Raw genomic sequence first — 14844 nt, 5'->3', positions numbered from 1 at the left:
GTTTTGGTCATCTTCGATAGTGCCGTCTTCTACTATTGGTTTTCGACTGTCTCGATTGTAAGATTCTTTGCGGGCACCGACAAATTCAAATTCCGTATCACGGTATTTGAACATTGCTGTTCCGAAGTTTTTAAACTTGCTGACTTTGATTTTGCCCAGCCGTGACGCTACCTTTTCGGCAAACTCAATTCCGCTGCCTGCAACCACAATATCAATATCTTTTGAGGGCCTGCCCATAATTAAATCACGAACATAGCCGCCTATAACATAACTTTTTACCCCTTCCAAAGTACTGATGTCGGATATAATTTTAAAAACAGGATGATTTAGATGTTCTTGCATGAAATAATATTTGATAAGTTCCTTTTATAACAGTCGTTTGATATATCAACTGACAAAATTACAATATTTACTTAAAATTTTCTATATCAATTGGAAATGTTCTTTAGTGATGAAACCATGAAAGAAAGAAAAGTGGATAAATTTTAATGACAATGTGTCACTTGGTTCCAAATAAACTGCTCACTTTTCTGCTTTTTAAAATATTATTCATCTGGCACAATCATTGTATAGAACATTATACAAATATAAATAATTGTATATATCAATATTAGAATTTATATTTGCAAACTAAATTATTAATTTAACGACTTACAATTATGGTAGAGCATTTAACAGCAGAGACTTTCAAATCAAAAGTTTTTGATTATGAAAATAATAAAGAATGGAATTTTGTTGGTGATAAACCTTGTTTGATTGATTTTTATGCCGACTGGTGTGCACCTTGTAAAATGGTAGCTCCAATATTAGAGGAATTAGCAGAAGAGTATGATGGGAAAATCGACATTTATAAACTAGATACAGAGAAAGAACGTGAATTGTCGGCTGTTTTTGGCATTCAAAGCATTCCGTCTTTGTTGTTTGTGCCAAAGGATGGTCAGCCTCAAATGGCAGCAGGAGCCTTACCAAAGGATACTTTTGAAAAAGTAATTAAAGATGTTTTAAATGTAGAGAAATAACCTCGGTTTTATTTCCTTTGCTTATTCTATGATTTAATTTTTTTGAACTTTTTTCCGTATTATTGCGTTTAATTATGAGTCTTAGGGGTATTGTTATTTTCTATTAGAAAATTTAAAATAGTTATGAAAAAAAATATTTTACGGGTCTGTCTTATTTCTTTGTTGATGTGGTTTTCGGGTAGTCTTGTTATCTCTGCCTATGCTTTTTCTTCCTCAGGGCTTAGTAAAGTTGTTGAGCTGAATGAAGACTCATTTATAGAAAAGGTTTTTGACTATAAAAATCAGGAAGAGTGGTCATTTAAAGGAGACAGACCTGTAATTATTGATTTTTATGCTTCATGGTGTGGTCCTTGCAAACAATTGGCTCCTATACTCGTAGAGCTTCAGAACGATTATGGCAATAAAATTCAAATTTATAAAATAGATGCAGAACGAAATCGAGAGCTCGCTGCAGCTTTTGGAGTTTCAGCTTATCCAACAATGATATTTATTCCCCTCGATTCACAGCCTGCCGGCGCCAGAGGCCTTCTGCCAAAAGAAGAATTAGAGCGCATAATTGGCGAATTCCTTAAGGTGTCAAAATAAGAATAGAGTTATCAGTCATCAGTAAATCAGTGAGCAGTCATCAGTCAACAGTGAAGTTAAAGTTGAGGACTACGTCGTTTAGAGAGGTTTAGGGGTGCAAATTAGCAGATTATTTAATGTGATAATTAGTTGATTAGCAGATTAGTTGATTTATAGGCTGAAAGCCTTACATACATTAGCATCCCGCTCTCGGCAAGCCTCGGCGGAACAGACCCATGCAGCGCGTGGGGTCGGTGAATACCTCCACCTCCAAGCGCCTTGAAGAGGCAACATAAATTTTGCGATAAGCGAGGGCAGTAGTCAAACTAGTTTGCACATTGCCGAGCGCAGCAAAATTCAACGAAGTTAATATTAATCTTTTGTGCTCAATCCGCACGGGCTTTTACTTTTTTCTACAGCCCTGAATGGGTGCAAGACATTAGCATCCCGCTCTCGCCAAGCCTCGGCGGGACAGGTTAGGATGAAACGAAGCGTAGCCCTATGTAAGCCTACAACAGTTTCACCACTTCGTGGTTTCAAATAATTAATAAAAATTTGTTAAACGTAATTGCTGAAATTTTCTAATTTTCTAATTAACTAATCCGTAATTTGTAAGCAATGTACCCGAAGCATCCTGCTTTGGGCAAAGCTTGAATCCGGTTTGTGTTAAGTTTCTTATTCTTTATGTTGCTCTTTCAGAGCGCCGATTGTGGAGGTATTCCACGACATAGGGCGCTGCCCCATGCTAATATATATAAGGCTTTCAGCCTATAAATTCGTGTTAATTTACGATTTTCGATGACCAAATCAACTAATCTGCTAATCCGTAATTTGTAATTCGTAAACGATAACTCTGAACTCTAAACGGACACCACATATCGTGTCTTATAAAGACGCACGGCAGTGCGTCTCTACGACATTAATATCTTTGCGGCCTCTGCGTGAACAATCTTCGCGGTCTTTGCGTGAACCCGAAACCCAAAACTATAAACTCTAAACGGACACCACATGTCATGTAAAAAGACGTTGCATGCAACGTCTCTACGATTATTCGTTGATTACTGTTTACTGCTCATTGTTTACTGCTCATTGATTTATTGCTGTAATAATAACAACTCTATTTAAAGCGTTTGTTTTATAGGGTTGTTCTTTTGCTCCCATTGCATTTTTCTCTATCAAATCTGTATCTATTCCGTATTCTTCAATAAGCAACTGTTCTATATAATCTGCTCTTTGTTTCGAGATATTCATGTTGACTTCATCTGTACCTGATCCTGCATCACCATAGGCATCCAGACGGATTTTTTTATTTGGATTCTCTGTTAAGAATTTCGCTACGTTTATTAGGTGTATTTCTTGTCCGCTGTATGGAATCTTACTATTTAGGGAGAATAGAATTGATGTTAAAATAAAGGGTTTAGAATCTGTTTCAACAAGGATTAGTTCTGCCATTTGTTTTACTTCTTTTTCTTCATTTTTCTCTATTACATCTTTTTCTATGGCAGAATCATTATTTGTCGTCATTTCAGGAACGGTCGGTATTTCTATAATAGCATCCTGCATAATGGCGGCCTGGTCTTTCTTTTTCTTTCCACTTTTCTTTCTTTCTCCGGGTAAATTGTAAGTGCAGCCTATTGCCAGTGACATGTTTTTTTCATGCATTTTTCCGGTAATACGTCCATCATGTTTGTCGGAATAAAATGCTGTTTGAAGTTCAAGATTTATATCCCATGAATCGTTTAACTTGTATTTTCCCATTAAGGAAAAATTGTTTGTCATTAAATTTGCCGCTTTAATCCCATCGATTTCAAATACATGCATATATCCGATACCAACAGCCGACAAAACATCAAATTTGTATGATTCATTGGGCTTATTCAACAACTCTTGCAAACTAACTTGAATATCGACATGCATATTTACATAAGACACATCACGTCTGTAAAAATCTAATTCATCAAGTGTTGTTGTAGAAAACACTGGGTCATTATTTCCAAATATTGTATTTCCGCCTGTTTTGTCCTCATTAAAGTATCCGCTTCCATCGCTCAAGTTGTTTAATTTAAGTCCTTGAACTTGAATCCTGCCGGCAAAAACGGGAGAAAACCATTTCCCAACAGTTAGTGCAATATTTGGTGATATCCTTTCTGAAAAGTCCATACTACCGGTGTTTTCAGAAAATGCCATCTGGCCGCCAAGCATGGCGTCAAAATACCAGTCCTGAAATTTTTCCGTATTTCCGTCATCCTCTTGTTTAAATAACCTTGCAGTCTTATTTTCCAAAACAGATTTTTTAGCACCAAAACTGTAAGTTGCTCCCAGAGTAAAGGCTGTATTGCTCTCTTGCATGCGTCCCATTATCCTTCCATCAAAAGGGTCGGGAAAAATTGCTTTATTTACCTCCATATTTACATCCCAATTATCCTTTATTTGATATTTTGCCATTAATGACAAATTGCTTGTCATTAAATCGGCAGTAGGGATTCCTTGATACTCAAACACATGCATATAGCCGATTCCTATGCCCGGTACAAGATTAAAGATGTAGTTCTTATTCCTTTCTCCGAACAAATTGAATAAACTGAATTGTGCATCAAAATGAGGATTTATGTATTTAATGACGTGGATGTACGAACCGTTTGGAAAGAAGTCAGCACCTATCCGCACAGGGTCATTGTTCCCATACAAGAAGGTATCGTCAGTGGGATTTGCTAAATATATTCCTCTTGAAGTACTTAAGCCATTCATTTTAAAACCTTGTATTTGCATGCGAAAACCAAATACCGGAGACAGCCATTTGCCTGCCGAAATTGAGAATGATGGAGTATAACGGTTCGAAGAGACCAGCTTTGATGCGTCCTCTGAATTTAGAAGCTGTAATCCGCCACCAATTTCTATATACCAATTGTTCTTTAAACAATCAGCATTTATGATTGAAGTACTATCATTTTGGGAAAATACCTTTAAAGTCGAAAAGATTAAAATTACAGTACTTATGATAAAAGTCTTGATTTTCATTTTTCTATTTTCTTAGGGTTAGAGCTAAAACTTCCGGATTGTCAATAGTTCCTAATGTGATATTAGCCTCAAAGTCAACATAATCTATAGCTTCGTACATATATTTTGTTGTAGAGCTATAATAGCGAAAAGTAACCTTTGAATTTTCATCGGCAGTACCTTTTACCGTAATATGAAAAAGGTCGTTGATAAGAGTAGCTGTACCTCGACAGTCATTTCCAACAAAAGCTGCCAGTTCGTCGTTTTCTGCTATGTAAACACTAAGGTTTGATTCTAAATCGAAAATCGCGCTGAAGTTTACCTGAACATTTTCTATTTCAGAAATTTCCCAATTAGGCTTTTCATGTTGAGGATATGTTTCATCCTTTTTGCATGAGAATAAGCTTAGAGAAAATAAAACAAGTAGAATCGGTATAGATATATTTTTTTTCATGATTGTGGATTATATATGAGAATGCTTCAAAAATTGAAGCATTCTCAGTTAATGTTATTTTTTCACTACTTTTTTAATTGTTTGCTTATCATTTTCTATTATTTGAATAAGGTAAACTCCTTTATCCAAAGATGATGTGTTCAATGTTTTTTGATATAAACCGTCAACTGAATTTTGGTTTATGTCATAAATAGCATGTCCACTAACATCCAATAGTTTGATAATTATTTTGCTGTTTTCTTCACTTGAAACTATAATATTCAGCTCTCTGCTAAAGGGATTAGGATAAACATTTATGTTTTGGTCCTGCTCTTCAAAGTCTAAGACTATAGGAGAGCTTATAGTTCCAAGCACTGTATTTGAATTGTATTTAATTAACGGACTATAAGTTGCTGTTTCTCCTCCACGTTCACGTTTGAAGGTGAGATATGAGTTTTCTTTATCAGTGTTTACCGTAATAAATCTGATATTTTCTTTACCGTCAATAAATACACTTGCATCTTCGCCTCTCACTTCATTATCTACTACAACAACAATCTTGTCTGTAGGCAATAAATCTTTTGAGCTTACAATCAGGTTCATATTGTTTGGATATTGAGCGTAATTCACTGAAAAGTTATCCTCATTATTTAAAGATTTTAATCTTGTGCTTGATGATTTGGGATAACTGAACGTGATATCTTTATTTCCGGTATTGTGAATCATATAGCCCTTGTTAGCTTCCATATAGCTAAGATTTCCTACCCAATTGTTACCAAAAAACATAGCAAATGATGTTTGAGACTTAATCACATCACCTTGATTTGCAGCATAGTCAGATAAAGCCTCATTAACGGTCATATTTCCGCTTGGAATATATCCTAACCAAAGCCATGAGTTTTTGGCAACTGTAATTGGAGTAACAATAGGATTGATTTCTACACCTGAGACGCTGAATGTTTGATTGTTTGTACTCTTAATCATATACATAGAGCTGTTGATCAGGCCTCCATTTCGAGTTAATTCTCCATCCCACACTTTGTTTTTGGCAGAATAATTATCCGTGTAGTCTAATGATTTTATGAAATCACCATCTACCCACCTTCCATTTTCTAATGTTTTGTTTACATTAGAAAGGTTTTCATTTTGAAGGTTGAATGACACCCAGTTCCATCCGGAAACAACAGAAATATCACGGAATATTAATTCTTTTCCATCAAAAATCACAGGGCTTATAGGACTTCCAATAATTTTATCATTTACAAATGATATTTCGGTGCTTGGCGTAGCTCCGTAGGTTTTTCCTGAACTTGCATCCCATATCCTGAATTCTATGTCTCCAAATTGTTTTTCATTACCGTAAATTGTAAGCAAAGCATACCACATATCCAGGTTCCTATCGTAAGCAGAATTTGCGAGTCCAATACATTTCCCGTCTTTAAATGCAGCTAACATGTCATTATTATCATCGGAATAGATGTTATTAAAGCGCATTTTGCCAAACACCGACATATTGTATGCGAAATCTGCCGGATTAACACTCCAATCAGGTTTTTTGCTCAATACGTTTAAGTTGAGCTCTAATGCTTCACTTACATTTTCATCATTTATTAAGTAGATAAGCTCGTTGTAACTTCCAATATTTAATCCTTCATCTACAGTAAAATGTATGTCTTTGTTAGAGTTGGGGTTAATGTTTCCTTTGGTTGGCGTAACATATAGCCACGACGGCATATTGTTGATGCTGAAGTTTTGTACAGCACCGCCTTTGTTAACGGCTTTCACAATAAACTCTAAAGGTTCATATACATTTTTATTAAGATTAATTTCATTATCCATCCACTTTAATTGGTTACGGTCTATGTAAGCACTCCATGTGATAGGAGATAGAATATAGTTTCCGTTTAAATCGCGGACATCACTTACTGTGAAGGTTACGATGACTTTTTCTATTTTTTCTGCTGTCTCTTTCAAGTTGATAATAAGAGCATCTTCGTTAACAACAAACTCAAATTCCAAATTAGCCACCGGTCCCTTGTCCTTAATAGGAGCTATATCTGCTGTTTGAGCTGTGTTGCCATAAGGAAGGGCATCACTTACTGCTCTTGAAGGATCTTTTTGTGTTTTTTGATCGCTTAAAGTGTATTGAAGCTCTTTATTGCCTTGCCATTCAATATAGTGTTCAAAAGGATAGTATGCCAACAATCCCATTTCGGTTCCGTCTAACCTTTTATTCATGTTTTCTGCTATAAGAGTAGCACCTTTATATAGATTCCAGAATCTTATGTCGTCCACTTTTCCGGAGAAGAAATTGTCTGTTTTCAATACTCCTATTTCACCTTCATCATACCAGCCACATGCTCCTACATACATTTTGTCGGAGGCAATTCCGCCAATATTTGCGATATCGAAAAATTGATTCAATTCTCCATCAAGATATATTTGAGCACGCCCAATAGTACGATTGGCAGTTATGGCAAAATGGTGCCAGTTATTGTCATCATAAGTTCCGTCTATTTGAATGCTTACTCCATTGTTTGTGAATTGTAAACGTCCTTCCGAATCAAAACCAATGTTAAATATGTTTTTGGAACCGCCAAAATCTGCTCCCGTTCCAAGCCCATTACACAGAATGCTTGAATTTGTTTGACCGGACTCTGCTTTAAACCAGAATTCTATTGTGTAATCCATTTCCTCTGTAACAACCGCAGCACTTGTGTTTAAAGCAAGGTACGAATTAGTTCCATCAAAGCTTGAGGCATAGCCTTCAGGCATAGACCACTCGCAACCATAAAGAGTCATATTTGCACCACGTGCTTTGTCTAAAGCCAAGTTTTCTTTTCCCTCATTCATTGGGTAGCAGCCTAACAATCCGGGTTCATTTCCCGAGAGTATGGACAAGCTGTTTAATTGCAGCTTGCCTGAGGACAAAACCTTGTTCCAAATACGTGCATTGTGCATTCTTCCATTAAAGTAGTCGCTGTCGTTTATGCTTTTACCTAATATAAAGTTTCCTGAGCCATAATACATGCCAACCGGAGCGCGACTTATCAGCTCGGTATAGTTGTAATAGGCAGATATGTATCCTTCCGCTTCATACACCAATGCTACATGAGCCCACGATCCGCGGTCGAAAGCAAATGCGTTTTCAGATACTAAAACAGTATTTCCAAGCTTCACTTTCAGATGATTGTTGGCGGTTATTGACAGCTCTATAGCTTCATTTATATTTCCATGAGAAAATAAGGTGGCGTTTTGTGCATCTGCATTTATCCACATCTCAATGGTGATATCTTTTTCGGCTAAATTTCTATTGGCATCGGTAGCCATATAGTCATTCTGTCCGTCAAAGCGAATGGAAACTGAATGGTCGGTTTTTGACCCGTTACGAACACCTGTTACCTGGAAATTGTTTTTAGTCAAAAAGCCTTCGGCTATTTGTTCATTAAAGTTTAGTTGTATTTCGTCTTCAATAGTTAAAATTCCATTAGCCGGCTTAGCAGAACCGAACAACCGGGGGTTATACATATCTTTAATACCACTCACCACTTCCGAGGGGTTTTCAATCTTTTCATTATTGATATTACAAATTGTTACGGCACGTAAATCATAAAGCTGATCAGGTTTGTTGTCCATGAAAAAGTTGTAATAAATTTTCCCTGCATCAGCAGCTTTTATAAGACTTATATTTTCTCCATTTTCTTTTGCCGACAAATAATCAACAGATGTAGAGTCATTATAATAACTAATCAGTGTTACCCAATTGTTATCAGATTCAGATGAGGACTTGTATTGTAATCTTATATGACTGAAGTCGTCATAATTTACGTCAAAGTTGCCTATTTCAATCGCCATATAATGCTCTTGTACTCCGTTAACTTCAGTGGTAGGCAGAACTGTATTATAAGTCCATTTATTACCGGGCTTTATTATTGATACATTTGAACATGAGGGTGTAAAATGAACATGAAAGGTTACAGTGTCGGCTATTATGGTAGAAAAGTCGGCAGGGTCGCCCTGACATTGAGATACTAATACAAGTTTTAAATCATCATAGTTCAATGCCCTTCCCTTAGCTACTTCTAATGTTTTTACAAGAGTTTCACCGGCCGGAACCAAAAAGTCACGACCATTTGCTATTGCAGCACCATCAATTGACATTTTGGCGCCATCAGGATTTGAGCCGTCAACCATTTTTAATGTGTACCATGATTCCCACTGTGCTTCTGAATTGTTTCTTAAATAAAGAATAAACTTAGCAGATTCACCTGAAGGAACATTTTCTATAAAATTCCTTTCTACACTTATTTCGGGAACTTCAACCTGTATTGTTGCTTGATTAATAATATGATTTTTTTCCGGTTCATAATATTTTGAAATATAAGCTCCTTCGTAAGGACATGAGGTAACACCGGCTTGGGTTCTGAATACAAAACTTGAATAGTAGTCTTTAGCTTTAAATGAACTTTCGCCTACCATTCCTTCAGAGGCAAGACCGCTGTTCTCATATTCTTCCTGTGCCTTTTTCCATCCCGGCTCCCGACATACATCAACGCTGATATAATCAGACCCTTCTTCTGCTAATACAAAGCCCTTGCTATGACTGTATTCAACTTCGCTTGACCATTCTCCGCCTTGCGTTGTGAATATTTGCTCTTCAAGTTCAAATTTTGTTTTAGCTGTAGCAGCTCCTAACAGCCAATCGTTTGCTATTTTACCTCCAATTGTAACGGAGAAGGTACTTTCGTGTGATTTTGTTGTTGAATATTCTTCACTATATTCGATTTCTGAACCTCCGTGGAAGGAATAATTTTGTAGTTTTTCAGCATGAACTTTTATCGAATCATTCATTCTCATTTGCTTAATCCAATTATCGATAGATTGATTCAGATAAGAAATAGTGTCTGTTACTGCTTTCTTTTCTTCGTTGAAAATCCATTTGTAAAATCCTTCCTTGCCATAATTATCGTCATCTATTGAAACCAATGATACGTAATACACCTTTTCTTTATCATTTTTTACATTGTTTCTTAAAGCTGTAGTGTCACATTCGGCTAATTGCAGCAGCAAACTGTTTCTTAAAGCTTCCGTTTCACCAATTATTCTTTCTTCAATGTGGACTTGAGGATAAGCAAACATAGTTTTGAATGACTGTGCAATGCTAACTCCAATTTTTTGTACAAGAACCCAGTCAGGGGACGAAGCGTCGTCATAAACTGCCTCGTAAGCACTTTCTCCTCCAGCATTTATAAATTGTTCTTTTGATACTACAGTAACGTCCTTTGTTGAGCCGAAGGTAATATTGGTTGAATAGCCTATATATACATCAGCATCAGTGCCAACATAATTGCTTTCACTACTGGTTTGAAAACGAGTTGTTGTAACAGTTTTTGTTGCCTTAGTGTCTGTCCCTGTATATTCTTCTTCATGCATGATTCCTAATGTTACACCGGATTCTGCTTCTGTCAATGTGGTTTCAACTCCGGTTAAAGCCCCTATGCCACCAACAAGATTAATAGTGCTGACAGCAGCTTTTACTCCAAGGGTAAACTCTTCGCTTCCTTCATTCTTGAACGAACCGGTATAGACTGAGGACTCTTCAAAAGAAACTCCTTTTTCTAAATATGAATAACTATTAGATCCCGGAGGGTCGCGGAGTATCGTCAATACTTTATCAGGACCGGCAGTAACAAAGTCAGTACCTGTTCTTTGCATTCCTAACACTATGGCATTTCCGTTGATAAAAGGTTGAATCCAATCTATGGATGTTGGATTTGAATCCGAACCATAAGTTACCGTTGCTGAAATAGAACGGGTTGCAGATGTAAGTTCCGGATCACCGGCTTTAAAGGTGTAATATGCAACTCCGGCTGTATCTCCCTCTACAGTGGCTTCTTCATTGGCAATATCATTTATGAATTTCACCTTAGCGTCACTGGTAGGCACTTCGTCGATAATATCATTAGCTCCGTTGTACTTATATGCTTCAAAAAGGCTGGTTTTTAAAGTATAATTTTCATTTTGAACAAAAACAGGTTTGCCAAGCAAGTATGTTTTTGTTTCTTCATCGTACAGAGGAACTTCTGTGGTCTCACCTATTATGTTTGTTGTTTTTGTTGTTTTATTTCCATAATAGGGCAGAGCATCTCCCGCCGAAGAAGGATTTATTTGTTCTATCCGAATTTCAGGAGAGTAACGTTTTATGAATTTTTGAGAAGCATTAAATTTAACGGTATCACTAAAGTTGGTGTATTGCCATTTATTATTTACTAATATTGAATCAACATAATTATATACAATGTCTTGTAAAGTGAATTTTTGGCTTAAGTTAAGTTCGCTGTTTTGATCAATATAACCATGTCCGTTAGCATAAGCTTCTACAATAAAGGATTCAGGAATTACATAAGCAACAAATTCTCCGGTTTCTGTATTTGGAGTGATGGTTATATAGTCTTCACTATATGTTACTTGGTTTGTTTTTGTTTCGGTGGCATTTGATGGTTTAAAATGCTCCTGCTCTATGGTGGTTTCTACAGATGCCAACTTATATCCCTGTCTTTGGTGTTTTAACTTCACATAAATATCATCAGAGAGGTTGTTTTTTGACAACGAATGCCCTAATATATAAGCCTCTTGCTCAGTACCTCCGGCAACACGACCAATATATTTTATGGTTGTAATATCTATAAGTTTTCTGCCAAGTACTTCGTCTTGATAGTTCAAGTCTTGATTATTGCTGTCACAAATACGTCCATCATTTTCGAAAGAATGGCCGATTTTCACAGCCTTAACTTCATGAGTGCCTACCGGAACCTGAATCTCAAATTCTCCGGCAGCATTTGTTAATATGGGTGTTCCATTTTTTTGAAGAGCTGTTACGCCATCAATAATAAAAGAAACCCCATTTACAGGATAGGTACCTCCTTTATAAGTTACTGTTCCGGTAACTCTAAAAGATGAATTGTCAGTGAAATTCACTGTATGGCTTTGTGTTCCCGAGCTGATAAAGCGAATTTCTTTTTGAGGTTCAAAGCTGTGAATTCCTTTACGGGGAATAATTGTGTAAGCAGTACCATTGCCTGTGTAAGGAATAGCACGGATAGAATAAGTACCATCAGCTCCGGTTATACCTTTATAACCTAATTGTTCATTATTAGGAATGCGGCTGGAGATAAGCTCTACGCCGGAGTTAATAATACCATGATTTGAGTTGTATTTAGAACCACGAAACGAAACATCAAAAAACGCAGAGCTTACTGCATGATTAAAGTTCCAATAAGCCAAAAGATTATCCTCTTCTCCGGTTATATAACGATTATAGTCTCCTGAAATTTCTTCTGCACTAAGAGCACGTCCCCAAATACGGACTTCGTCGATTACTCCGTAGTAGTTTTCTCCAAGTATAACAGGATTGTCGTTTCCGGATACGGTAGTTGTTGTTTCTTTTCCGGCAGCAAATTTCCCGTTTATATAAATAGATATATAGTCTTTATCGAAAGATGCTGTAAGGTGTATGAAAGTAGAATAACTTAAATATTCTGATACAGGAACATCAGTACTTAGTGTTTCTGTTCCCATAGTAAAGTAGAAATAGTTATTGCTTATTCCTATATCATACATACCGGCTTTTGATAAAATACTTTGTGATGCGGCATTTGCATTGTCAGGCGATATCCATGCTTGTATGCTTAACAATTCTGTATTTGTTTTTAATAATTCTGTATTACTTACCCTTGCATTTGCACTGCCATTAAACAACAAACTTTTTCCCGGAATACCGTTTGTTGTTTCTACTATTACTTGAACAGAGTCAACAGCCTGCCCATTCTCAAAGGTAACACGCCCGTAAAGATCTCCGGTTGGAGTACGAAATCCCTGATCTGCAACCTCGTCGGAATAAATTATATTGCCGGCACAATTTAATAATCCTATTACTCTATAATCATATAGTTGGCCCGGACTTCCGGTTTCATCGATGGTAAAATATGATGTAGATACAGATGAGCCATTTATTGTTTGTATAGTTTTCCATTCCGATTCGTCATCACCATATTCTTTTCTGGCAATGTCAAATTCATCAAAAGCACCTTTTGATTTCCAGTCTAACTCTACCCTATTTGAATAATAGCCCTTAGAAGCTACTACGCTGATAAGAGAACTTGCTTCAGTAGGGATGATTTGTTCTGTTCTATACTTTTTAGTTAAAAAAGAATCGTGAAAAGATTCATTTCCGGGTGCAACGAAAACACTATATTCATAAGCGTTACAAATTTTTACTGCTTCATCTATATAGAAGCCCTCTTGCATCTGGCTTAAAGCTCCTTTAATTTCATCGGTAATTCCGGTTGTGATATTGTATTTCATAATCACAAAAGATGAGCCCGGAGTCCATATATTATCGCTGTTATTGTAGGTCCAGCTAATTTTAATGGCATTAGAATTTTCTGTTATTAGTGAGGCCTCTGCTGATTTTATTTCTACGTGTTGATAGTTGGGTGTTATAGAGCGGTTTTGTCCAAAGCTCCAATCCCATTCGGCTGTTAAAGCTTTCGACCTCGTAATTCTATAGTATATAACTTCAGAGTTTACATTATTTGCTACTAAGTCATCTACATATTCAAAGTTCTCCGCTTGGTTTAAGACTACAGCTATTCTGGTAATTTCTTTTGCATTAGTAAAGCTTGCATTGTCAGCCCTTTGTAGAACAAAATCATCTCCGCCAATAAGGTCGCCTGTTCCGGAGGCTAAATTCCATGAGAGCGTAACTTTGCCTGATGAGTGATAGGATGCTGATAAAGCTTTGCCACCTGTGCCAAAAGCCTGATAACCTGGTACGGTATGAGAAATAGTAATAGTTTTTGTAACTTTTTCGCTATATGCTAATTTTATTGCAAAATTTTCTTGTCTTCCACTATTGCTTCTATCTAAATCTATTGTCTTTGTTTGAGTATTAAAAGACGTAGTGGCCTGAGCTGCAGTTGTACCTCTGCCCCAATATAAATTTGGCGGCAAGTCTGTGCTTTTGTATTTAGCAGAAACGGTAAATTTATTCAAGTTAGAAGAAAAATCGGACGACAGAGTGAAATCACTTGCCGAAATATTTGCAAGGGTTGTAGAACCAGAAGTGTAAGTAGCTTGACGTGCTCCTGCCCCGTCTTCATCTTGTTCTATCACAAAATTAAAATGGAACTTGACAGATTGTCCTAAAAATTGTTCCGGTGGATAATAATAAAATTCGCCAAAAGCAATTGTTCCATCAGAAATTCCGTATTGTGAGAATTGTCCCGAAGAAACAAAAGAATCATTAACCTTAACATAGCCGTTAGTTGCGTCAGACGGACTATTACTGAAATTAACATATTGGCAGTCAGAACAACCCGTCAGATCCATTATTTTTATAGTAGTAGAGCTTGTTTGTATTTCTATAAAAGAACCGGCTTCTAAACTTACATCCTTACCACTTGATGTAGGGTTAAAGTAGAAAGGGAATTTAATAATAAAATATCCGTTTGCAGGATCATAAGTGATAGTTGACTTTGACGGATCTATATAGTCAAAATAGTCGGCTGCCCAAACCATTTGGCTTATACCGCAAAGAAAAAATAAAATAAGTAATCGTAACAAATTCGTTCTGATTTGTTCATTTAGGCTTAGTAAAAAAAAATTCATGTCTTTAAGTTTTTCAAATTATTGGTCTAGCCCCCAATTAATCGGACAATCGTCATCTATAGCTATACAAACATAAACATTTTTACCGATATTTGTATCGGCAAGGAACAACCGCTGGCGATGATTACACCGATGGTTGTAGAGATGTAGCGGCGCCGCTCA

5 protein-coding genes and 1 pseudogene are annotated in these 14844 nt (G+C 36.5%); 2 read left to right on the top strand and 4 right to left on the bottom strand.

Going from position 1 to position 14844, the window contains the following annotated elements:
* A pseudogene (locus VL047_RS03800) lies at positions 1 to 342 on the bottom strand (tRNA nucleotidyltransferase); the annotation flags it as partial.
* Between the two features lie 317 nt (positions 343 to 659).
* Between VL047_RS03800 and trxA (VL047_RS03795) the strand changes: the two are divergent.
* Together trxA (VL047_RS03795) and trxA (VL047_RS03790) are read left to right on the top strand one after the other, a co-directional pair.
* Positions 660 to 1019 carry a thioredoxin gene (trxA, locus tag VL047_RS03795; protein WP_325358684.1) on the top strand — a complete coding sequence of 120 codons (360 nt, stop codon included), beginning with the start codon at positions 660 to 662 and terminating at the stop codon, positions 1017 to 1019.
* Between the two features lie 123 nt (positions 1020 to 1142).
* Positions 1143 to 1604, top strand: a complete 462-nt coding sequence (gene trxA, locus VL047_RS03790) for a thioredoxin (RefSeq protein ID WP_325358682.1) — start codon at positions 1143 to 1145, stop codon at positions 1602 to 1604.
* A 1065-nt stretch (positions 1605 to 2669) separates the two neighbouring features.
* Here trxA (VL047_RS03790) and VL047_RS03785 read toward each other — a convergent pair.
* Genes VL047_RS03785 through VL047_RS03775 form a run of 3 tightly spaced genes read right to left on the bottom strand, consistent with a single transcriptional unit; the run spans position 2670 to position 14682 of the window.
* Complete coding sequence (locus VL047_RS03785; RefSeq protein WP_325358680.1) at positions 2670 to 4601, bottom strand: OmpA family protein; 1932 nt, start codon at positions 4599 to 4601, stop codon at positions 2670 to 2672.
* A 4-nt stretch (positions 4602 to 4605) separates the two neighbouring features.
* Positions 4606 to 5034, bottom strand: coding sequence for a hypothetical protein (locus tag VL047_RS03780; protein ID WP_325358678.1), 429 nt, complete (start codon positions 5032 to 5034; stop codon positions 4606 to 4608).
* Between the two features lie 54 nt (positions 5035 to 5088).
* Positions 5089 to 14682: a LamG-like jellyroll fold domain-containing protein gene (locus VL047_RS03775; RefSeq protein ID WP_325358677.1), complete on the bottom strand. Its 9594-nt coding sequence runs from the start codon at positions 14680 to 14682 to the stop codon at positions 5089 to 5091.
* Positions 14683 to 14844: the final 162 nt, after the last annotated feature.

The organism is Albibacterium sp., assembly GCF_035514885.1.
Lineage (GTDB): Bacteria > Bacteroidota > Bacteroidia > Sphingobacteriales > Sphingobacteriaceae > Albibacterium.
This window is presented reverse-complemented; position numbering and strand designations above follow the sequence as displayed.

Coding starts and splice junctions, on each gene's coding strand:
- trxA (WP_325358684.1), top strand. CDS start 660: ATGGTAGAGCATTTAACAGCAGAGACTTTCAAATCAAAAGTTTTTGAT.
- trxA (WP_325358682.1), top strand. CDS start 1,143: ATGAAAAAAAATATTTTACGGGTCTGTCTTATTTCTTTGTTGATGTGG.
- VL047_RS03785 (WP_325358680.1), bottom strand. CDS start 4,601: ATGAAAATCAAGACTTTTATCATAAGTACTGTAATTTTAATCTTTTCG.
- VL047_RS03780 (WP_325358678.1), bottom strand. CDS start 5,034: ATGAAAAAAAATATATCTATACCGATTCTACTTGTTTTATTTTCTCTA.
- VL047_RS03775 (WP_325358677.1), bottom strand. CDS start 14,682: ATGAATTTTTTTTTACTAAGCCTAAATGAACAAATCAGAACGAATTTG.